The 20788-nt window shown below is 66.4% G+C and carries 18 protein-coding genes; 15 read left to right on the top strand and 3 right to left on the bottom strand.

The genetic code is table 11. The features are described 5' to 3' along the window. Positions 1-7 precede the first annotated feature (7 nt). The 5 genes from QZ609_RS00450 (at position 8) to QZ609_RS00430 (ending at position 6327) form a co-directional block, all read left to right on the top strand. Entirely contained in the window at positions 8-1510 is a 1503-nt protein-coding gene (locus tag QZ609_RS00450) for an aldehyde dehydrogenase (RefSeq protein ID WP_295489531.1), read from the top strand. Between the two features lie 35 nt (positions 1511-1545). Continuing rightward, positions 1546-2508 (top strand): VOC family protein, encoded by a 963-nt coding sequence (locus QZ609_RS00445; RefSeq protein WP_295489528.1) that lies wholly within the window; start codon positions 1546-1548, stop codon positions 2506-2508. 144 nt (positions 2509-2652) lie between these two features. Then, entirely contained in the window at positions 2653-3609 is a 957-nt protein-coding gene (locus tag QZ609_RS00440) for a PDR/VanB family oxidoreductase (RefSeq protein WP_295489525.1), read from the top strand. Between the two features lie 149 nt (positions 3610-3758). Beyond that, positions 3759-4862: a porin gene (locus QZ609_RS00435; RefSeq protein ID WP_295489524.1), complete on the top strand. Its 1104-nt coding sequence runs from the start codon at positions 3759-3761 to the stop codon at positions 4860-4862. A gap of 73 nt (positions 4863-4935) precedes the next feature. Next, entirely contained in the window at positions 4936-6327 is a 1392-nt protein-coding gene (locus tag QZ609_RS00430; protein ID WP_295489521.1) for an MFS transporter, read from the top strand. 2 nt (positions 6328-6329) lie between these two features. Here QZ609_RS00430 and QZ609_RS00425 read toward each other — a convergent pair whose 3' ends face one another. The 3 genes from QZ609_RS00425 to QZ609_RS00415 form a co-directional block, all read right to left on the bottom strand. After that, entirely contained in the window at positions 6330-7364 is a 1035-nt protein-coding gene (locus QZ609_RS00425) for a LacI family DNA-binding transcriptional regulator (RefSeq protein WP_295489518.1), read from the bottom strand. A 110-nt stretch (positions 7365-7474) separates the two neighbouring features. Then, positions 7475-8353: a 2-hydroxy-3-oxopropionate reductase gene (locus tag QZ609_RS00420; RefSeq protein ID WP_295489515.1), complete on the bottom strand. Its 879-nt coding sequence runs from the start codon at positions 8351-8353 to the stop codon at positions 7475-7477. Between the two features lie 49 nt (positions 8354-8402). Continuing rightward, positions 8403-9665 (bottom strand): glucarate dehydratase family protein, encoded by a 1263-nt coding sequence (locus QZ609_RS00415; protein ID WP_295489513.1) that lies wholly within the window; start codon positions 9663-9665, stop codon positions 8403-8405. Between the two features lie 404 nt (positions 9666-10069). Between QZ609_RS00415 and QZ609_RS00410 the strand changes: the two genes are divergently transcribed. The 10 genes from QZ609_RS00410 to QZ609_RS00365 all read left to right on the top strand — a co-directional run bounded on the left by QZ609_RS00410 (position 10070) and on the right by QZ609_RS00365 (position 20753). Continuing rightward, positions 10070-10825 (top strand): SDR family oxidoreductase, encoded by a 756-nt coding sequence (locus tag QZ609_RS00410; RefSeq protein WP_295489510.1) that lies wholly within the window; start codon positions 10070-10072, stop codon positions 10823-10825. Between the two features lie 99 nt (positions 10826-10924). Continuing rightward, entirely contained in the window at positions 10925-12241 is a 1317-nt protein-coding gene (locus QZ609_RS00405) for a sugar ABC transporter substrate-binding protein (RefSeq protein ID WP_295489507.1), read from the top strand. A 10-nt stretch (positions 12242-12251) separates the two neighbouring features. After that, positions 12252-13160: a carbohydrate ABC transporter permease gene (locus QZ609_RS00400; protein ID WP_295489505.1), complete on the top strand. Its 909-nt coding sequence runs from the start codon at positions 12252-12254 to the stop codon at positions 13158-13160. Further along, entirely contained in the window at positions 13150-14049 is a 900-nt protein-coding gene (locus tag QZ609_RS00395; RefSeq protein ID WP_295489502.1) for a carbohydrate ABC transporter permease, read from the top strand. Before QZ609_RS00400 ends, QZ609_RS00395 begins: the two co-directional genes overlap by 11 nt. A 28-nt stretch (positions 14050-14077) precedes the next feature. Further along, the gene (ugpC, locus tag QZ609_RS00390) at positions 14078-15172 is read left to right on the top strand and encodes a sn-glycerol-3-phosphate ABC transporter ATP-binding protein UgpC (RefSeq protein WP_295489498.1); all 1095 of its coding nucleotides are present in this window, start codon (positions 14078-14080) and stop codon (positions 15170-15172) included. Between the two features lie 93 nt (positions 15173-15265). Then, positions 15266-16501 (top strand): porin, encoded by a 1236-nt coding sequence (locus QZ609_RS00385; protein ID WP_295489496.1) that lies wholly within the window; start codon positions 15266-15268, stop codon positions 16499-16501. Between the two features lie 84 nt (positions 16502-16585). Continuing rightward, positions 16586-17356, top strand: coding sequence for an HpcH/HpaI aldolase/citrate lyase family protein (locus QZ609_RS00380; RefSeq protein WP_295489494.1), 771 nt, complete (start codon positions 16586-16588; stop codon positions 17354-17356). Between the two features lie 14 nt (positions 17357-17370). Beyond that, entirely contained in the window at positions 17371-18213 is an 843-nt protein-coding gene (locus QZ609_RS00375; protein ID WP_295489492.1) for an NAD(P)-dependent oxidoreductase, read from the top strand. Positions 18214-18310: 97 nt separating this feature from the next. After that, positions 18311-19423, top strand: coding sequence for an alginate lyase family protein (locus tag QZ609_RS00370; RefSeq protein WP_295489489.1), 1113 nt, complete (start codon positions 18311-18313; stop codon positions 19421-19423). Between the two features lie 10 nt (positions 19424-19433). Beyond that, complete coding sequence (locus QZ609_RS00365; protein ID WP_295489486.1) at positions 19434-20753, top strand: MFS transporter; 1320 nt, start codon at positions 19434-19436, stop codon at positions 20751-20753. The last annotated feature ends 35 nt before the right edge of the window (positions 20754-20788 follow it).

Genomic DNA, 20788 nt, shown 5'->3' with positions numbered 1-20788 from the left:
TCGCGCCATGACTGTCTCCACCCTGAACGCAACCGCAACCTCACTGCTGCCGATCTGCATCGCGGGCGAATGGCGCCTCGGCACCGGCGAGCGCTATGCCACGCGCTACCCCGCCACGGGCGAGGTCGTCGCTGAACTGAACGCCGCCAGCGTGGCCGACGTGGAAGAGGCCGTGGCCGGTGCCTACCGAGCCTTCCTCTCCAGCGGCTGGGCGCAGCGCAAGCCGCACGAGCGCGCAGCAGTGTTGTACCGCGTGGCTGAGTTGATCCGCTCGCGCAGCGAAGCCCTGGCCCAGCGCCAGCGCCTGGACAACGGCAAGCCAATCAGCGAGACGCGCGCCCTGGTGGCGAGCGCCGCCGCCACGTTCCAGTTCTTCGGCGCCGCGTGCGAGACGCTGGAAGAAAGCCTCACCCCCGCGCGTGGCGACTGCCTGACGATGAGCGTGCACGAGCCCATGGGTGTGGTGGCCGCCATCACGCCGTGGAACTCCCCCATTGCCAGCGAAGCGCAGAAGATGGCGCCCGCGCTGGCCGCCGGCAACGCCGTCGTCGTCAAGCCCGCCGAGGTGACGCCGCTGATGGCGCTGGAGTTGGCTGCGATCTGCGAAGAGGCGGGCGTGCCCAAGGGCATGATCAGCGTGCTGCCGGGCAAGGGCTCGATCATCGGCGATGCGATCACCAAGCACCCGCTGGTGCGCCGCGTGTCGTTCACGGGCGGCACGACCACCGGCCGCCATATCGCGCACATCGCGGCGGACAAGATGATGCCGGTGTCGCTGGAGCTGGGCGGCAAGTCGCCGACCATGGTGTTCGACGATGCGGACCTCGACCACGCCGTCAACGGCGTGCTGTACGGCATCTTCAGCTCGTCGGGTGAGTCGTGCATCGCAGGCTCGCGCCTGTTCGTGGCGCGCGCGCTGTACGAGCCGTTCATGGATCGGCTGGCTGCCGCCGCCGCGCACCTGCGCGTGGGCAATCCGGCCGATGAGCAGACGCAGATGGGCCCGCTGATCACCGACCGCCACCGCGAGACCATCGAATCGTACGTGGCGATGGGCGTGGAAGACGGCGGCCACCTGCGCACGGGCGGCCTGCGCCCGGAAATTGCCGGCTGCGAGTCGGGCTACTTCTACACACCCACCATCATCGAAGGCCTGACCAATCGCGATCGCATCTGCCAGGAAGAGATCTTCGGCCCGGTGCTGGTGGCGATGCCGTTCGAGGACGAAGACGAACTGATCGAGCAGGCCAACGACAGCGTCTACGCGCTGGCCGCCGGCATCTGGACGCGCGACTACAAGCGCGCCTGGCGCATCGCCCGCGCGGTGCAGGCCGGCAACGTGTGGATCAACACGTACAAGCAGTTCTCGATCTCGACGCCGTTCGGCGGCTGGCGCGACAGCGGCCTGGGCCGCGAGAAGGGCCGCCTGGGCATCCTCCAGTACATGGAGCAGAAGAGCCTCTACTGGGGCCTGAACGAACAACCGCTGGCCTGGGCCAACGTCAACTGAAGCACAAGCACACGCCCGGACCACAGGAGATGAAGATGAACACGATTCGAGGCATCGACGAGATCGTCTACGGTGCCGACGACCTTGCCGCCTGCAAGCAGTTTTTCCTCGATTGGGGCCTCGCGCTGCAATCGGAAGACGCCGGCGGCCTGCTGTTCGAAACGCTCAACGGCTGCCGCGTGCGCGTCAAGCGCAGCGACGATGCAACGCTGCCACCCGCCATGGAAGCCGGCCCGACGCTGCGCGAGGTGATCTGGGGCGCGGATTCGCAAGCCGTGCTGGATCGCCTGGCCGACAAGCTGGCCGACCAGCCCGGCTACATCAACGCCGATGGCCGCGTCGGCTGCACCGACCCGAACGGCCTGGCCGTGCGCGTGCAGCTCACCCGCAAGCGCGATATCGACGTGCAATGCGCCACGATGAACACGTGGACCGACAAGCCGCGCCGCAACCAGCCCAGCCCTATCTACGAGCGCGCCACGCCCATCGAAGTCGGCCACGTGGTGTTCTTCGTCAAGGACGTGGTGGCCACCGAGCGCTTCTACATCGACAAGCTCGGCTTCGTGCCGTCGGACCACTACCCGGGCCGCGGCGCGTTCCTGCGCTGCGAGCCGGAAGGCGGCCACCACGACCTGTTTCTGCTGCAACTGCCGCAGGCCAAGAGCGGGCTCAACCACGTCGCCTTCACGGTGCGCGACATCCACGAGGTGTTCGGCGGTGGCATGAATGTGTCGCGTTGCGGCTGGGATACGCAACTGGGCCCGGGTCGTCACCCGATCTCGTCGGCGTACTTCTGGTACTTCAAGAACCCCGCCGGTGGCCTGATCGAGTACTACGCCGACGAGGACCAGCTCGATGCCGAGTGGCAGCCGCGCGACTTCGAGCCCGGCCCCACGGTGTTTGCAGAGTGGGCCATCGAAGGCGGCATCGACGGCAACACGCGCCGCCAGAAGGATGCCGGCAAGGCTGAGGGCAAGTTCCTCACCGAAAAGCGATAAAGCGCCGTCAAAACGATTCTGGCGGCCCGACGGCGGCTTGCCGTACTGCCTGTACTGTCTGCGCCGCCGTCGAACCGCCAGAACCGCTTCGCTTCGTTTTGACGTCGCTTTGCAGTGGGAATAACCGAAGTTGAGAGACGTGCCATGAGTACCAATCCCCCCCTCACCCTGCGCGTGCACGCCATGCGCTTCGAAGCCCAGGGCATCGTGTGCGTGGAGCTGCGCGATGTGGAAGGCAACACGCTGCCCGCGTACGCCCCGGGCGCGCATATCGACCTGCATCTCGGCAACGGCCTGGTGCGCAGCTACTCGCTGTGCGGTGCGCCGGAAGTACGTGACCGTTACGTGGTCGGCGTGCTGCTCGACCGCAACAGCCGCGGTGGCTCGCGCTACGTGCACGAGCAACTGCGCGTGGGCTCGACGCTCAAGATCGGCGGCCCGCGCAACAACTTCGAACTGGATGAGGCCGCGCCGCGCACGGTGCTGGTGGCCGGCGGCATTGGCGTGACGCCCATGGTCTGCATGGCGCGCCGGCTGGCCGAGCAGGGCAAGACGTTCTCGATGCTGTACTGCGCGCGCTCGCCTGCCGAAGCGGCCTTCGCCGATGAACTGGCCGCACATGGCGATGCGGTGCGCTTCCATTTCGATGCAGAAGCCGGCGGCCCACCCGACCTGAAGACGCTGCTCGCAGGCCACCCGGCCGACACGCATTTCTACTGCTGCGGCCCCGGCCCGATGCTGCGCGCCTTCGAGGCCGCGTGCGAGGTGCTTGGCTACAGCAACGTCCACATCGAACGCTTTGCCGCCGATGCGGCCGTCGAGTCGGTGCAGGAGGGCGAGTACACGGTCAAGCTCGCGCGCACCGGCTCGGAGCTGTGCGTGCCGGCCGGCAAGTCGCTACTCGACGCGCTGCTGGAAGTGGGCGTGGAGGTGGAATACAGCTGCAAGGAAGGCGTGTGCGGCTCGTGCGAGACGCGCGTGCTGGAAGGTGAACCCGAACACCGCGACAGCGTGCTCTCCAAGAGCGAGCGTGCCTCGAACCAGACCATGATGGTCTGCGTGTCGGGCTGCAAAGGGAAGCGCCTGGTGATCGATCTTTAAGCGCCGGCCTGACCAGCCGCGCGCTCTTTTTTTACCCGTAGTTCTTTTGCTAAACACCGTTTCGTATACGAAACGAAAACAACAGCCCGCCTCGCAAGGCGGCGACAACCGGCGGGGCCTGACACCCCGGCCAGTGGAGGAAACACCAAATGAAGACAACTTGGATCGCCGTCGCGGCGATGGGCTTGGCTGGCACGGCCGCCGCGCAGAGCAACGGCGTGACGCTGTACGGCAGCATCGATCAGGGCGTGGCCTACATCAACAGCCTGAAAAGCGCCGCAGGCAGCGGCTCGGCGTTCCGCGTGGACCCTGGCACGATGCAGCCGGACCGCTTCGGCTTGCGCGGCACGGAGGACCTGGGCGGTGGCACGCAAGCCATCTTCCAGCTTGAATCCGGCTTCCTGGGCAACACTGGCAACAGCGTGGTGGCCGGCAAGCTGTTCAACCGCGCCGCGTGGGTCGGCCTGACCAACGAGCGTCTTGGCAATGTGCAGCTCGGCCACCAGGCGGACTTCATGTTCGATTACCTCGGGCGCCTGAGCAACGGCTTCCAGCTGACGAACTTCTACCTGTTCCACCCGGGCAACTTCGACAACCTGGCCAACCAGTTCCAGATCGACAACGCCGTGCGCTATGTGTCGCCGGTGTTCGGCGGGCTGCAGCTGGGCGGCATGGTCGGCTTTGGCGGCGTGCCGGGCTCGCCGTCCACCAACCGCAGCTACAGCCTGGGTGCGTATTACAGCAATGGCGGTTTCCGTGCAGCAGCGGCCTATACGGATTCGAACAATCGTCCGCTGGATGTGGCTGGCCGTCTGGGCATCACCAACACGCTGGGCACGACGCTGGTGCCGGGCGTGATGACGGCGATGAACACGGTCAAGTCGTTCGGCGCGGGCACGCTGTACCAGTTCACCGGTCTGCCGTTGCAGATCAACGCGCTGTACACGCAGACCCGCATCACGCTGGGCGGCGCCAACACCCGCATGCAGAACGTGGACCTCGGCACGGCCTGGCACTACAGCGGCGCCAACACGCTCAACGTGGGCTATACCTTCAGCAAGTACGAAGGCGCGCGCTGGAACCAGTTCAGCATCGGTAACGTGTATGGCTTCTCCAAGCGCACGCAGGTCTACCTGCAGGGCACGGTCCAGCGTGCGTCCGGCGATGCACAGCTGGCGGCCATCAACGGGGTTGGCGTGTCGGCCAAGCGCAGCCAGGCGGTGATCAGCGCCGGAGTGCACCACTCGTTCTGATGTTCTGACCCAACGCGGCGCCGCTGGGCAGACGTCCGGCGGCGCGGCAAGATCCCCCTGGAAGGAGCTTGGTATGAAGCCAGGTGTATTGATTGACAAGGATGTGCCCCTCGCCGGCATCAGCCTGGGCAACATCGTCGCCCGTATCGAGCGGTTGCCGGCCAACGCCATGCACGTCCGCGCACGCCTGTTGATCGGGCTGGCGACGTTCTTCGACGGCTTTGACGTGATCGTCATCGCCACCACGCTGCCGCTGCTGATCGCCAAGTGGGCGTTGACGCCGGCGCAGATTGCGTTCGTGATCGCGGCGCCTTCGGTGGGGCAATTGGTCGGGGCGCTGCTGTTTCCGTATCTGGCCGAGCGCTTTGGCCGCGTGCGCACCATCGGCTGGAGCGCCGGCATCATCGGCCTGATGAGCATGCTGTGCGGCCTGGCGCCGAGCTTTGCCGTGTTTGCGGCGCTGCGCATCGTGCAGGGCATCGGCCTGGGCGGTGAGCTGCCGGTGGCGGCCACGTATATCAACGAGGTGACGCGCGCCCATGGCCGCGGGCGCTTCGTGCTGTTCTACGAGGTGGTGTTCCCGATCGGGCTGCTCGCCTCCAACGCGCTCGGCGCATGGCTGGTGCCGCGCTTCGGCTGGGAGGTGATGTACTTCGTCGGGGGCGTGCCGCTGGTGCTGTTCTTCGTGCTGCGCAGTGCCGTGCCTGAGTCGCCGCGCTGGCTGGCGAGCAACGGCCGCCTGGCCGAGGCGGATGCCGCACAGGCCCGCTTCGAGCGGCGTGCGAAGGGCGCGCTGCCGCCGCTGGGCGATACCGAGGCCTTCGATCGCATGTCGCATCGCCACCCGAAGCGCGGCATGGCGGATCTGTTCGGCAAGGTCTACCTGCGCCGCACGCTGGCCGTGGCCATGTTGTGGGCCACCTGCGGTTTCATCCAGTACGGCCTGTCGACGTGGCTGCCGACGCTGTACAAGACGGTCTATCACGCGCCGCTGCAACTGGCGCTGAACCTGGCGGCGTTTGCCTCGGTGCTGGGCGTGATCGGCTCGCTGATCTGCGCGCTGGTGGTCGACAAGGTGGGCCGCAAGCCGGTGATGGTGGTGTCGTTCGTGCTGTGCGGCGTGTCGCTGGCGCTGGCCGGTGTGCTGCACGATGCGTCGATCTACGTGGTGGCGACGCTGTGCTCGCTGGCGCTGGGGTTGATGGCATGCGGGTTCATCACGGCCTATGTCTATACGCCGGAGCTGTACCCGACCAACATCCGCGCCATGGGCTGCGGGCTGGGTGGCGCGTGGCTGAAGATCGCGGCCATCTTCGCGCCCTCGCTCATCGGCGGCACCATCGGCACCGGTAATGTGAGCACCGCGTTCTTCCTGCTGGCGCTGGTGCCGTGCCTGGCGGCCGCCACCATCCACTTCCTCGGCATCGAGACCAAGGAGAAGGTGCTGGAGCAGCTGGAGCTGTAACGCTAGGCCTTGCGCCGCGGCTTGGGTGCGGCTTGCGCACCCGCTTCGCGGCGCTGGGTCGATTCACGTACGATCAGGCGGGGCTCAAGAAGGGAATACTCGCCGTCGCCGTCGTGGCCGGCCAGCAGGTCAAGCAGCTTCTGCATGGCGACCTCGCCCATGCGTTCGCTCTGCAGGTCCATGGTGGTGAGCGCGGGCGAGGCGTACTCCCCATAGGGCACGTTGTCGAAGCCCACCACCGATACGTCGTCCGGCAGCGTGAAACCGAGCGCGCGCGCTTCCTTCATGAAGCCGAGCGCGATCAGGTCGTTGTAGCAGATCACTGCCTGCGGGCGCTTGGGGCCAAGCAGGATGGCCGAGCAGGCGTGCTCGCCGGCCTGCGCCGAGGGCGCGTGCGCATCGTAGATGTCGACGCCAAGGCCCGCTTCCTGGAAGCACTCCGTCACCCCGCGGATGCGCTCCGCATTCCAGCGCGATTGTCCGAAGCCCAGGTACGCCACATGGCGATGACCTTCATTTAGCAGGTGCCGCGCCAGCATGTACGCCGCCAGGTGGCTGTCCGTGCCGACGCTGGGGATGGGCAGCTCGCGCGTACGCCCGAACAGCACCACGGGCTTGTTCAGCTCGACCATCCACTGGATGGCCTCTTCCGGCATGCGCGAGCTGACGATCATGCCGTCCACGCGCTGCGCCAGCGCTTCGATCAGCTGCCGCTCGCGCTCCTGGCTCTCTTCCGTGTCGACCAGCAGCAGCGTGTAGTCGTTCTGCAGGGCGATGCGGTTGGCGCCTTTCACGATGTTGGTGAAGTGCGGATTGCGGATGTCGAGGATGGCCAGGCCGATGGTGCGCGTCTTGCCCGTGATCATCGAGCGCGCGAGCGGGTTGGAGCGGTAGCCGAGCTGCTCGATGGCGGCCTTGAGCTTGGCTTCGACCGGCGCGGAAAAGCGCTGCGTGCCGTTCATGTACTTCGACACGGTGGCCACAGACACCTCGGCAGCGGCGGCAACGTCTCGGATGGTCGGAGCGTTCTTTTTCATCGGTGCGGCACGTGCAAGAAAGTGCCGAATTATAGGTGGAGAACGTTTTCCACGGGCACGGTGCCATACCGCGCCCGCTTCAGCACGTGACGCCCAGGCGGCCCGCTGGCTCAGGCGATGGTGTGGTCCGCCATCAGCTCCAGCGCGCGCACCATGGCCGAGTGGTCCCATGCCTTGCCGCCATTGGCCGCGCATACGCTGAAGAGCTGCTGCGCGCTGGCCGTGTTGGGCAGGGCGATGCCGAGCTTGCGCGCACCGTCCAGCGCCAGGTTCAGGTCTTTCTGGTGCAGCTCGATGCGAAAGCCCGGGTCGAAGGTGCGCTTGATCATGCGCTCGCCATGCACCTCAAGGATGCGTGACGCGGCAAAGCCGCCCATCAGCGCCTCGCGCACGCGAGCCGGGTCGGCGCCGGCCTTCGAGGCGAACAGCAGCGCCTCGCCCACCGCCTCGATGGTCAGCGCCACGATGATCTGGTTGGCCACCTTGCAGGTCTGGCCGGCGCCGCAGTCGCCCACGCGCGTGATGTTCTTGCCCATCAGCGCGAAAAGTGGCCTGGCGCGCTCGAACGCCGCCTCCTTGCCGCCCACCATGATGGTGAGCGTCGCATCGCGCGCGCCGACTTCGCCGCCCGAGACCGGCGCATCGAGGTAATCGGCCCCCAAGGCTTCGACGCGCTTGGCAAACGCCTGTGTCTCGATGGGCGAGATCGAGCTCATGTCGATAAACAGCTTGCCTGCGCTCAGGCCCTGGGCGACGCCGTCTTCGCCGAACAGCACGTTGGCCACGTCCGGCGTGTCCGGCACCATGGCGATGATGATGTCCGCCGCCTGCGCGACGGCCGCCGAGTTGGCGACGACAGTGGCACGCGCACGCAGGTCGTCGGGCACGGAGTGCTTGCCGCTCACGACGAGGGTGTGCTCGCCCTTGAGCAGGTTGCGGGCCATGTGGGCGCCCATGATGCCCAGGCCGATGAAGCCGATGGTTGCCATGATGTTTTTCCTGGTGGTTCGGTGGGTTCGGTTGGTCTGACGGTTCGGGTCAGTAGCGCGGTTTCTTGCGCGTCCAGTCGGGGCGGAACTTGCGCATCTGCGAGACATCGTCGCGGTTGGTGATGCCGCAGTGCAGGTATTGCGCGTGCAGGGCGGCCAGCGCGTCCTGGTCGATCTCGATGCCCAGGCCCGGCGCGTCCGTTACCGTCACGCAACCGCCGGTGATGGCGATCTTGCCGCCCTTGAGCACCTCGTCGTCCTGCCACGGGTAGTGCGTGTCACAAGCGTAGGTCAGATTGGGCACGGCGGCGGCCAGATGCGACATCGCCATCAGGCTGATGCCCAGGTGCGAGTTGGAATGCATCGACAGCCCGAGCCCGAAGGTCTCGCACATCGTCGCCAGTTGCTGCGTGGCACGCAGGCCGCCCCAGTAGTGGTGGTCGGACAGCACGATCTGCACGCCGTTCAGCGACACGTTGCGGCGGAACTCCTCCATGTCGGTCACGACCATGTTGGTGGCCAGCGGCAGGCCGGTGGCCTGGTGCAGGGCGGCCATGCCTTCCAGGCCCGGGGTCGGGTCTTCGTAATACTCCAGGTCGCCCTGCAGGTGCTCGGCCATGCGGATGGCGGTGTCGAGCGACCAGTTGGCGTTCGGGTCGATGCGCAGCGGGTGGTTGGGGAAGGCCCGCTTGAGCGCCTTCAGGCATTCGACCTCGTGCTCGGGCGCAAGCGCCCCAGCCTTAAGCTTGATGCTGCCGAAGCCGTACTGGTCGATCATCTGGCGGGCCTGCGCGACGAGCTGGTCAGCCTCCAGCGCCGGGCCCCACGGGTCGGGCTTGTACGACGGATCGACATCGCTGGCGAACTTGAAGAACAGGTAGGCGGAGAACGGCACTTGGCGGCGCACCGCGCCACCCAACAGCGCATGCACGGGAATGCCGAGCGAGCGCGCCTGCAGATCCACGAACGCGACCTCGAAGCCGCCGAACACTTTGCGTTCGCCCTTGTTTGTCGCCGATCCGGGCGCGACGTCCAGCTCGATGCCCTTCGCTGCCGGTGCCCCCGCCGCCGCCACGCGTTGCCACAGGCCATTCAGGTCGAACGGGCTCAGGCCGACGAGCGCATCCTTCACGCGCAGCAGGCCATCGAGCACCGGCTTGTCACCATAGGTCTCGCCCAGGCCGACCAGCCCGTTGTCGGCCTCCACCTCGATGATGGAGCGCAGCGCAAACGGCTCATGCACGCCGCTGGCGTTGAGCAGCGGCGGGTCGCTGATGGCAATGGGGGTGACGCGGACAGCGGTGATCTTCATGGGTGGGTTTCCTGTTGCTGGCGAGGGCGGCTTGACCGCTGCAGCGTGTATTGGGTAACGTTTTCCAATCCTAAACAATTTTCCTGGGGCCGTAAACCGAGGTGTGAGGCCGGGTGGTTGTAAAGCGGTGCGCCAGTATTTTTCAGTGAAAGGAAAGGTGGTCGTCGGGCTGTCGTTGGCTTTGTGGCGCCATGTTCTGTGGTTTTTTCAGGGAGGCATCGTGGTGTGACGCGTTCAATGCGTTTGTTGGCGTGCGACGTGCGCCGCTTTGCTCGGCATGCTGCGGAGCAACTTCGGGTTTTCACGTATGTAGCAATTTAGGAAAACGATTGACTTGCTTTGGGTCGGTCCCTATAGTCCGGAAATCGTTTTCCAAGGCGCATCCGCCCAACCGTTTCTACGACATGCAGACCCAGTTCGATTTCCACGGCAAGTTGGCCGTCGTGACCGGCGCCAGCGGCGCGATCGGCGCGGCCATCGCCCGCGAGTTCCACCGCGCCGGCGCGCACGTGGTGGCCACCGGCCGCAATCGCCATGCGCTCGATGCCTTGAGCAAGAGCCTGGGCGAGCGCTGCGACATCGTCATGGGTGACATGGCCGACGATGCGCATCGGCAGGCGATCGTGGCGCGTGCCAACCAGCTCGGCGGCATCGACGTGCTGGTCAACAACGCCGGCATGACCCAGACCAGGAAGCCCACCGACGAGACCAACCTCATGGACTTCGACGAGATCGTTTCGGTCAACCTGCGCGCCATGTACGCGCTGAGCCTGGACGTGATGCGCGGCTGGGTCGGCCGGGGCCATCCGGGGGTGGTGGTGAACGTGTCGTCGCCGGGGGCGCAGCGCGCGCACCGCAACAACGCCATCTACGACATCAGCAAGGGTGGGGTGGACGCGATGACGCGCTGCCTGGCGGTGGATTTCGGCCGCCACGGCATTCGCGTGAACGCCATCGCGCCCGCGCAGATCCCGCATTCGCATACGAAGAACGTCGACCCCGCCGCCGCGCGTGGCCTGCCGCTGCCACGTCATGGGCTGGCGGAAGAGGCCGCGCGGCCGGTGCTGTTCCTGGCGTCCAGCGCGGCGTCCTTCATCACCGGGCATGTGCTGCCGGTGGACGGCGGCTTGCTGGCGCAATTGCGGATGCCCGCAGCGTGAAGGTTGGCGCGGCTTGCCCGCGTCCGGCAGTGCACATGAATGAACGAGCGCGGCGCCACATGCATTGGACGCCGGCCGATAGAACAAGCAGGAGACAACATGAACCGCATGAAGGAACACGTGCGCCTGATCGCGCGGCTGACGGCATCCGGCGCCGCATGCATCGCACTGGCCGGCTTCGCATCGTCTGCGCAGGCCGAGACCACGCTGCGCGTCTGGACGCGCTCGAACCCGGATGCACGCGCCACGTACGACAACATCGCGGCCGCCTTCACCAAGAAGACCGGCATCAAGGTCGAGTACTTCAACGCGATGACGGACTACGAGCAGCGCCTGTCGCGCGCGATTGCCGGCAACGACCTGCCTGACGTGATCATCAACGACAGCGCGTCGCTGGGGCTGATGATGAAGACCGGCGTGGCCACCGAGATCGACCGCGCCGGCTTCCCCGGCAGCGCTGACATCCAGGAACGCGCCTGGCAGGGTGCTCAGGGTTACAACGGCAAGTACTACGCGGTGCCGGTGTCGGTGCAGTCATTCGTGTTCTTCATCCGCAAGGACTGGCGCGAGAAGCTGGGCCTGCCGCAGCCGAAGTCGTGGGATGACATTGCGGCGCTGGCCAAGGCCTTCACCACCAAGCAGCCGGCGGGGCCGGGCAAGCCAACCTACGGCTTCACGTTTCCGGCGTCGGCCACGCGTGGGTACACGACGTGGTTCCTGAGCAGCTTCCTGTGGCAGGCGGGCGGTGATTTCATCCGCCCGGACGGCAAGGGCAAGTTCCGCGGTGCGCTGGACGAGCCCGCCGCCGCCAAGACCGTCGCCTATTTCCGCCAGATGCTGTGCACCGACAAGGTCACGCAGCCGGGCGCCATCAACGCCACCACGGCAGACGCCATCGCCAGCTTCCGCTCCGGCCAGACCGGCATCTTCTTCAGCGGCCCGTACCACATGGCCGTGGTCGACCAGGAGCCGGGGCGCGCCAAGGTGGAAGTCATTGCGCCGCCGCCGGGCCCGGCCGGCAAGGCCGACAGCCTGGGTGAGGGCGAACTTGCCTACGTCACGCGCTCGGCCAACAAGGCGGCCGCGCTGTCCTACATCGCGTTCCTCACGTCGCCCGAAGGGCAGAAGCTGGGTATGCATCCGGGCGGCTTCCCGGTGGTGCGCTTGCCGGTCAACAAGACTGTCGATGCGGGCAAGGTCTACAACGACCCGCGCTGGCAGACGGTGGAAGCCGTCTACGAGAAGGACGCGCACTACGCGCCGGCCATCCCCGACTGGATGAGCCTGCGCCAGCTCACGGCGGATGGCCTGAACCGCATCCTTGCCAACTGCGGCAGCGACATCGACGCCGGCCTGAAAGACCTGAACAAGAAGGTCAATCAGGAACTCGCGCGCCAGCGCGTGGCCGCCAACTGAGCTCACGGCGATGAAGCTTTCGATCAAACGCAACGCACACGGCCTGGCTACGCGCCATCCGCTCGTGCCGTGGCTCTTCCTGCTGCCGGCCATCGTGCTGTTCGTCACGTTCAAGTTCGTGCCGATGCTGCGCGGGCTGGAGATGAGCTTCTACCAGGTGCAGTTCGGCTCGGACTGGCAATGGGTGGGGCTGGAGAACTTCGAACGCGCTTTCGCTGACAGCGATCTGCATGCGGCCGTGGTGCAGACGGCGCTGTATGTGGCGGTGTCGGTCATCGCGTCGGCGGTGATCGCCTTCTTCCTGGCGCTCGCGCTGGAAGGCCCGGCGCGGCATCTGCGCATTGTCCGCACAGCCATGTTTCTGCCGGCCGTGACGAGCGCCGCCGTAGTCGCGCAGATCTGGCAGATCCTGCTGGCGCCCACGCCAGAGGGCATCGGCAACACCGTGCTGGGCTGGTTTGGCGTGGCGCCCGCGGGCTTCTTCGCCGACCCCGATCTCGCGCTCGGCTCGCTGATCGCCATGCAGATCTGGAAGACCGTGCCCTACGACATGATGATCTTCATTGCCGGCCTGACGGGCGTGAACCGCGAGCTGTACGACGCAGCCTCCGTCGACGGCGCGCGCTGGCACCACCGCCTCTGGTACGTGACGCTGCCCGCCATGCGCCACACCTTTGTGATCGTGGGCGTGCTGGGCTTCATCCGTGGCGTGCGCGTGTTCACCGAGGTGTATTCGAGCACCGGCGGCGGCCCGGGCGGCGCCACCGAGGTCGTCATGACCTACGTCTACAAAGCAGGCTTCGTGCAGTTCGACTACGGCTATGCGTCAGCGGTGTCGTGCCTGCTTTTCGTGTTCACGGCGGTGACCACTGTCACCTACCTGGCACTGCGGCAGCGGAGCAAACGCCATGAACGCTAAGCCGATCGTCTCCGGGCAACCCGTTGCCGTGGCCCCCGCACAAGCTCACCTCCGCTTGTCCGTGCTGGTCGGCACGGCAATCCGCTGGCTGTTCTACGCGGCGGTCGTTGCCGTGTTTGCCGGCCCGTACTGGGGCATGATCGCCACCGCCTTCAACGCCGAGACCGCGCAGCCCGGCCAGCTCCAACTGTGGCCGTCGCATCCGTCGCTGAAGCACCTGGTCTATGCGTGGAGCGAAGCTGGCGCATGGCGCCACCTGCTGAATTCGTGCGTGGTGGTGGTCGTGGGGTTGGCGCTGCAGATCACCGTCAGCGCGCTGGCCGCCTATGCGCTGGCGCGCAAGAAGTTTGCCGGTGCGGGCGTGGTCAGCCTGCTGTTCCTGTCGACCATGATGCTGCCGGAAGAGGTCATCGCCATTCCGCTCTACCTCGTGCTCGGCAAGCTGCCCGTGGTGCACGTGAGCCTGCTGAACTCGTATCTCGGCATGATCCTGCCGGTGGCCGGCTGGGCGTTCTCGATCTTCGTGCTGACCGAGTTCATGAAGGCGGTGCCGATGGAGCTGGAAGAGGCCGCGCGCATCGACGGCGCCAGCGAGTGGCAGATCTTCTTCAACGTGGTGCTGCCGCTGGTCAAGCCGGCGCTCGGCACCACCGCCATCTTCGGCTTCCTGATGATCTGGGACCAGTACCTGCTGCCGCTCATCGTGGTCAACCGCGAGACGCTGTACACGATCCCCGTCGTGCTGGCCGCGCTGCGCACCGACGAGCACATCTCGCCCAACGTGTTCATCGCCGTGACGCTGTTGGCCATGATCCCCAGCGTGGCGCTGTACCTCGGCCTCCAGAAGCACTTCCAGCGCGGGCTTACGTCCGGCGCACTGAAGGGCTGAACCCACCCAACGAGAAGAGGAGCGAACCATGGCTTCCGTGACCCTGGACGCAATCGACAAGCGCTTCGGCGACCAGCACATCATCAAGAGCGTCTCGGTCGATATTCGCGACGGCGAGTTCTGCGTGCTCGTGGGCCCGAGCGGCTCGGGAAAATCGACCCTGCTGCGCATCATCGCGGGGCTGGAGGACGTGTCCGGCGGCGCCGTGCGCATCGGCGGGCGCGACGTCACGCACCTGCATCCGAAGGACCGCGATATCGCAATGGTCTTTCAGAGCTACGCGCTCTATCCGCAGCTGACCGTGCGCGAGAACATGGGCTTCAGCCTCAAGCTCGCCAAGCGGCCGAAGGCGGAGATCGACCGCATTGTGGGTGAGATCGCCCATTCGCTGGCGCTCGACACGCTGCTCGACCGCTATCCGCGCCAGCTCTCGGGCGGGCAGCGCCAGCGCGTGGCGATGGGCCGCGCGATCGTGCGCAAGCCGTCGGTGTTCCTGTTCGACGAGCCATTGTCCAACCTGGACGCCGCGCTGCGCCACCACGTGCGTGCCGAGATCCGCGAACTGTACGAGCGCATGCGCACCACTTGCGTGTACGTGACGCACGACCAGGTCGAGGCCATGACGCTGGCCGATCGCATCGTGGTGCTGCGCGATGGGCGCGTCGAGCAGGTTGGCACGCCGGTCGAGCTGTATGACCGGCCGCTGAACCGCTTCGTGGCGCAGTTCATCGGCTCGCCATCGATCAACTTCTTCGACGGGGTGGCACAGGTCCGCGGCGATCAGGCGGCCATCCACTGCGCCGACGGCATCGAGATTGCGCTGCCGGGCCGTCCCGCCGTGCGCGATGGCCAGCCGATCGTCTGCGGCGTCCGCCCCGAGCACATCCGCATTGGCACGGCAGAAGGCGCGCAGGGCGACATCCGCGTCAACGCCCGCGTGAAGAGCGGCGAGTTCTACGGCGCCGAGACGCTGCTCGTGTGCGATACGCCGGTCGGCGCCCTGGCGGCAACGGGGCGCGATCGCCAAGCCTACGGGCTGCAGCACGGCGCGCAAGCCAGCCTGAGCATTCCGCCGGCGCATCTGCATCTGTTCGATCGCACGACCGAGCTGCGATTGAACTGAAAGACCGGTTTACCGCAGTGGATCTGCCACGGGTGAAAACCACAACGCAAGTCAGAACGACAACAGAGATCCACTAGGAGGAAGGACATGGGCTTGAAAACGAAACTCTCCTGCATCGCCGCTGTGGCGTGTGCATCCGTCAACGCGCATGCGCAGAGTTCGGTGACGCTGTATGGGGTGATCGACGGCACGGTGGAGGCGGTGCGCACCACCGGTGCCAACAAGACCGGTGCCAACGTGCCGATGACGGTGCGCGAAGACAGCAACAGCTCGCTGTGGGGCATGCGCGGCAAGGAAGCGCTGGGCAATGGCCTGAACGCGATCTTCCAGATCGAATACGGCTTCAACGTCAACAACGGCTCGGGCCCGAGCGCGCGCGACCAGTTTGTCGGCCTGCAGAGCAACCAGCTCGGCACGCTGCAGCTGGGCTACCTGACTTCGCCCATGCGTGCGCTGGGCGGCAAGCTCAACTTCATTCCCGGCAGCACGTCGATCGCCAACAACATTGGCATCATGACGACGCTCAACGGCACGCAGACCAACCTGAACGCGCGGCTGGCCAACTCCATCCTGTACACGTCGCCCGACATGCTGCAGGGCCTGACGGGGCAGCTGGTGTATTCGCCGGGTGGCGGCAACACGTCGCCTACCAACAGCAGCGTGAGCGGTTCTGCCGGCACCGCACTCACTGGCATGTATGCCTGGGGCACGGGAGCGCAGTTTGCGCGCGGCCCGATCTATGCCGCGTATGCGTATGAAACGCGGCGCGGCCAGGCGCTGCTGGGCGCCGGCGCGGGCTTGTCCGGCGCGGGCAGCGCCGGCATGGGTGTGGCGGGGGCCGGCTACTCGAACGACTACGAGCACCGCATCGCCGTCCGGTACGAGGCGAACTGGCTATCGGCCGGGTCGACCAGTTTCTCGCTCGGTTGGGACCGCCTCGGCTCCAAGGGCACCTTCGGCGCAGGCGCTGCGGCCGGCGGCGGGCAGACCTACCGTGATGCCTACAGCCTTTCCGTCATGCAGAAGGTGGGCGTGCAGGACTTCATCGTCAGCTATTCGGTGGCGCGTGCGCTCAACTGCTCGGGGGCGGCAGTGGCGGGGCAGTGCTCGGCGGCGCAGCAGCCGCATACCGGGGCACAGCAGATGGTGTTTGCGTACCACTACTGGTTGTCGCAGCGCACCATGCTGGAGGGCTACGTCAGCCGGATTCACAACAGCTCATTTGCGACCTATGACTATGACGTCAACCCGGTCGTGACCTCCGTGGCAAGCCGTGCGCCGGGCGGGTCCCCGATCGGTGTCGGTCTGGGTATGCGGCACTCGTTCTAAGTCCTACGATCAAGGCGATGCCGGCAGCCCGGCATCGCGGCATGTCAGCTTGATCACGCATCGCATTCTTGAAGGGGCACCCTCATGCAGCGCAACCGGTTCAAGGCACAGTTGCTGGCCCGCAAGCAGCAGCTCGGCATCTGGAGCATGCTCGCCGCGAGCAACGTCGCCGAGGTCCTGACGCAGAGCGACTACGACTGGATCCTGCTCGACACCGAGCACGCCCCCAACGAGGTGCCGATGGTGCTGGAGCAGTTGCGCACCGTTGCCCAGACGGCCATGTCGGCGGTGGTGCGGCCGGCCACCAACGACCCGGTGCCGATCAAGCGGTTGCTCGACATCGGCGCGCAGACGCTGCTGGTGCCAATGGTCGATACGGCGGACGACGCACGCCGTGCCGTTGCCGCCGTGCGCTACCCGCCGCTGGGTATGCGCGGCGTTTCTTTGGCCACGCGTGCCAACCGTTACGGGCGCGATGCCGACTACGGCCAGAACGCCAATGACGAAGTCTGCCTGCTCGTGCAGCTCGAAACCCCCAAGGCACTGGCCAACCTGGAGCAGATTGCCGCCGTGGAGGGCATCGACGCGCTCTTCATTGGCCCAGCCGACCTGGCGGCCACCCTGGGGCACCTGGGCAACGCCCGCCACCCGGATGTGCAGGGCGCCATCCACAATGCGCGTGCACGTGCGCATGCATGCGGCAAGCCGATCGGCATCCTGATGGCCGACCCTGAGCTTTCCGCCCAGTACATCCGCGACGGTTTCGACTATGTTGCCGTCGCCACCGATATCAGCCTGCTGCGTGCGGGTGCCGAGGCGGCACTCAAGCAGGCACGAACACATCAACGTTCATGACCGAGTCCAATCCCATGGGAATCAATGACGCAAGCGGCGGCGCCGCACAAACGAAACCGTTCCGGCGGCTCTTGCTGACCGGCGCCGCCGGCAACCTCGGGCGGCAGCTGCGCGGCGCGCTCGCCGCGTGGGCCGATATCGTTCGCGTGAGCGATATCGCGCCACTGGGCGAGCTGGCCGCGCATGAGGAAGGCAGGGTGGTCGACCTGGCAGATCGCGCCGCGGTGCACAGCCTGCTCGAAGGCGTGGATGCCGTCGTCCACCTGGGTGGCATCTCTGTCGAAGCGCCGTTCGACGATCTGCTGCAGGCCAACATCCTCGGCCTGTACAACCTCTACGCGGCCGCGCAGAAGCAGGGCGTCAAGCGCATCGTCTACGCCAGCTCGAACCATGCAGTCGGTTTCCATCCCGTCACGTCGGTGCTCGACATCGACGCGCCGCTGCGGCCCGATTGCCTGTACGGCGTGACCAAGTGTTTTGGCGAAGCGCTGTCGCGTTACTACTTCGACCGCTTCGGGCTGGAGACGGTCTGCCTGCGGATTGGCTCGTCGTTCGAGGCGCCAAAGAACCCGCGCATGCTGGTCACCTACCTGAGCTATCGCGATTTCATCGAGCTGGTGCGCTGCGCGCTGTTCACCAACCGTGTCGGTCACGCCATCGTCTACGGCGTGTCGGACAACCGCATCAAGTGGGTGGACAACACCAAGGCAAGCTTCCTGGGCTTCGGTCCGCAGGACAGCGCGGCGCAGTTCGAGCACCTGTTTCCGGCCAACGCGCCGACCTGCGATCTGGATGACCCGACGCAGCGGTTCCAGGGCGGGTCGTTCGTGCTGGCCGGCCCGATGGAGCCGAAGTGATGGCCATGCCTTCCAACACGTGCGTGAAGCGCATCGGCATGTGGCTTGCCCCAGCGTCGGCGGGGGCGTGGCTGCCATGACCTGCGCCGAAGCTGAGATGACGAACTCGCCAGGCCGTCGCCTGCTGCTGCGCAGCGCGTTCGCGGTGCCGTTGACCGTGGCGGCGAGTGCCTACCGTGGCGCCTGGGCCGATGCCCTGGCCAAGCGGCCGTCCGCCACCAAGACGGCTGGCTACGCGCTGACGTCGCCGCAGCGCGCGCAGACGCTGGCGGCATCGCTGCCGGCCGACGTGGCATCGCAATTGACCGTGCTGGCCGATGGCGGGCTTGGGCGCGATCTGCATGTGCGTGCGGTGGTGCACACGCAGGGCCTGCTGCCCCACGAGGATGACCACGACGCGAGTGTCCAGGCGCAGCAGGATTGGCGGCAGACACTGGTGCAGGCGCTGGCGTTTCGCGTGACCGGCAAGGCAGCCTATGCCGACAAGGCCGTTGCCTACATCGCCGGCTGGCTGCCGGGCTATCAATCGTCGGCCAACCCGGTCGACGAGGCGGAGCTCATCCAATTCCTGTTCGGGCTCGATCTCGTGAGGGACCGCCTGCCCCGTGACGTGGCCGAGCGCATTCCCGCATTCGGCACGCAGTTGGCACAGGCCTACCTGACCCCCGCGCGGCGCGTAGGCGATGACAGTACGCTGCTCAACAACTGGCAGAGCCATCGCGTGAAGCTCGCGACCGCTGGCGCCTACCTGAGCGGCGACGCCAGGTGGATCGATGCCGCTCGCGCCGCGTTCGTCGCCCACGTGCGGCAGAACGTGCACCACGACGGCAGCACCTATGACTTTGCCCAGCGAGACGCCATGCACTACGTCGTCTACGACCTGGAGCCGCTGCTGATGGCCGCCTCCATGGCCGCCGCGCATGGCGACGACTGGTACGGCGCGACAGAGATCCGCGGCCGGCTTGCATCGGCCCTGGAATGGCTCGCACCGTATGCGCGCGGCGAGCGGCAGCACGAGGAGTTCGTGCGCAGCACCGTCAAGTTCGACGCGCGTCGCGCCGCCGCGCATGTGCCGGGATACGCCGGCCTGTGGCAGCGCAACGAGGCCGCCGATCTCTACCGGATCGGCACTGGGCTCGATCCGCAATTCCGCGCCGTATCGGTTGGGCTGGACGCCACGCCGGTCACGCGCGCTTTGTTCTCCGCCTAGGGAGGCCGCGATGACAATGAAAATCAAGGGACTGCGCTGGTGGATGATCGGGCTGCTCACGCTCGGTACGGTCATGAACTACCTGGCGCGCAGCTCGCTGGGCGTAGCTGCGCCAACGGTCATGCAGAGCCTGCACATCACGACGCAGCACTATGGGTGGATCACCGGTGCGTTCCTGGTCATGTACCCGATCGGTGCGCCGTTGACCGGCTACCTGATGGACCGCATCGGCCTGCGCTTCGGCTTCCTGCTGTGCGGCGTGGCGTGGTCGCTGATCTGCATGGCGCACGGGTTCGTGAACGGCTGGATCGGCCTGTTCATCCTGCGCGGCTTGCTGGGGCTGGTGGAGGGGGCGTTTATTCCCGCCGGCATGCGCGCGACTGCGTACTGGTTTCCCGCACGCGAGCGCGGCTTTGCCGCCGGCACGTTCAACCTGGGTGCGTCAGTGGGCGCCATCATGGCGCCGCCGCTGATCGCGTGGTCGATCCTCAAGTACGACTGGGAGACCGCCTTCATCATCGCCGGCGCCATGAGTCTGGCGTGGGCCGGGTTGTGGCTGATCTTCTATCGCCATCCGGACGCGCATCCCGCGCTCACGAAGGCGGAGGCCGACTACATCGCGGCAGGGCAGGCGGACGACCAGGAGATCGCGGGCAGTGAGCGTACGGAGCGCACCAAGGAGAGCGGCCGGCCGCCCATCCGCCAGATCCTCTCGCAACGCAATTTCTGGGGCATCGCGCTGCCGCGGTTCTTTGCCGATCCGGTGTGGGGCACGCTGGTCTATTGGATGCCGCTGTACCTCTACCAGGCACGTGGCTTCGACCTCAAGACCATCGCCCTGACGGCGTGGCTGCCGTTCGTAGCGGCGGATTTCGGCTGCATGATGGGCGGCACCATCTCGGCTTACCTGAACAAGCGTTTCGGCATCGTGATCGTCGACGGCAAGCGTGTGGCGTTCTCGCTGGGCGCGGTCCTGATGATCGGCATGGCGGGGGTTGGCTTCGTGAAGGACCCGGCCGTGGCCATCCTCCTGCTGTGCCTGGGCGGGTTCGCGCACCAGACTTTGTCGATCTCGGTGATCTCGCTGTCGGCGGATCTGTTCCCCAAGCACGAGGTAGCGACTGTCACCGGCATGGCCAGTTTCGTGGCCGGCATCGGCAACCTCGGCTTCACGCTAATGATCGGCTGGTTGGTCAGCAGCATCGGCTACGCGCCGTTCTTCGTCGCGCTCGGTTGCGGAGACCTGATTGGCATGGTCTTGCTGTGGACGCTGGTCAAGCCGCGTGGGCAGGTACAGGGTCGCGACCTGCCGTCCACGGCCAACGCTTGATCGACGCCTCGCATTGGCCGCCGGATCCTGGCAGG

Source organism: uncultured Ralstonia sp. (genome assembly GCA_913056305.1).
Taxonomy (GTDB): domain Bacteria; phylum Pseudomonadota; class Gammaproteobacteria; order Burkholderiales; family Burkholderiaceae; genus Ralstonia.
Note: the sequence above shows the minus strand (reverse complement) of the source record. Positions and strands in the feature narration are given on the sequence as shown.

Excerpts from the sequence above, each read along its gene's own strand:
- QZ609_RS00420 (WP_295489515.1), bottom strand. The coding sequence starts at position 8,353 with ATGGCAACCATCGGCTTCATCGGCCTGGGCATCATGGGCGCCCACATG.
- QZ609_RS00405 (WP_295489507.1), top strand. The coding sequence starts at position 10,925 with ATGAACCGCATGAAGGAACACGTGCGCCTGATCGCGCGGCTGACGGCA.
- QZ609_RS00445 (WP_295489528.1), top strand. The coding sequence starts at position 1,546 with ATGAACACGATTCGAGGCATCGACGAGATCGTCTACGGTGCCGACGAC.
- QZ609_RS00380 (WP_295489494.1), top strand. The coding sequence starts at position 16,586 with ATGCAGCGCAACCGGTTCAAGGCACAGTTGCTGGCCCGCAAGCAGCAG.
- QZ609_RS00425 (WP_295489518.1), bottom strand. The coding sequence starts at position 7,364 with ATGAAAAAGAACGCTCCGACCATCCGAGACGTTGCCGCCGCTGCCGAG.
- QZ609_RS00370 (WP_295489489.1), top strand. The coding sequence starts at position 18,311 with ATGACGAACTCGCCAGGCCGTCGCCTGCTGCTGCGCAGCGCGTTCGCG.
- QZ609_RS00450 (WP_295489531.1), top strand. The coding sequence starts at position 8 with ATGACTGTCTCCACCCTGAACGCAACCGCAACCTCACTGCTGCCGATC.
- QZ609_RS00365 (WP_295489486.1), top strand. The coding sequence starts at position 19,434 with ATGACAATGAAAATCAAGGGACTGCGCTGGTGGATGATCGGGCTGCTC.
- QZ609_RS00395 (WP_295489502.1), top strand. The coding sequence starts at position 13,150 with ATGAACGCTAAGCCGATCGTCTCCGGGCAACCCGTTGCCGTGGCCCCC.
- QZ609_RS00415 (WP_295489513.1), bottom strand. The coding sequence starts at position 9,665 with ATGAAGATCACCGCTGTCCGCGTCACCCCCATTGCCATCAGCGACCCG.
- QZ609_RS00440 (WP_295489525.1), top strand. The coding sequence starts at position 2,653 with ATGAGTACCAATCCCCCCCTCACCCTGCGCGTGCACGCCATGCGCTTC.
- QZ609_RS00400 (WP_295489505.1), top strand. The coding sequence starts at position 12,252 with ATGAAGCTTTCGATCAAACGCAACGCACACGGCCTGGCTACGCGCCAT.
- QZ609_RS00435 (WP_295489524.1), top strand. The coding sequence starts at position 3,759 with ATGAAGACAACTTGGATCGCCGTCGCGGCGATGGGCTTGGCTGGCACG.
- ugpC (WP_295489498.1), top strand. The coding sequence starts at position 14,078 with ATGGCTTCCGTGACCCTGGACGCAATCGACAAGCGCTTCGGCGACCAG.
- QZ609_RS00430 (WP_295489521.1), top strand. The coding sequence starts at position 4,936 with ATGAAGCCAGGTGTATTGATTGACAAGGATGTGCCCCTCGCCGGCATC.
- QZ609_RS00375 (WP_295489492.1), top strand. The coding sequence starts at position 17,371 with ATGGGAATCAATGACGCAAGCGGCGGCGCCGCACAAACGAAACCGTTC.
- QZ609_RS00410 (WP_295489510.1), top strand. The coding sequence starts at position 10,070 with ATGCAGACCCAGTTCGATTTCCACGGCAAGTTGGCCGTCGTGACCGGC.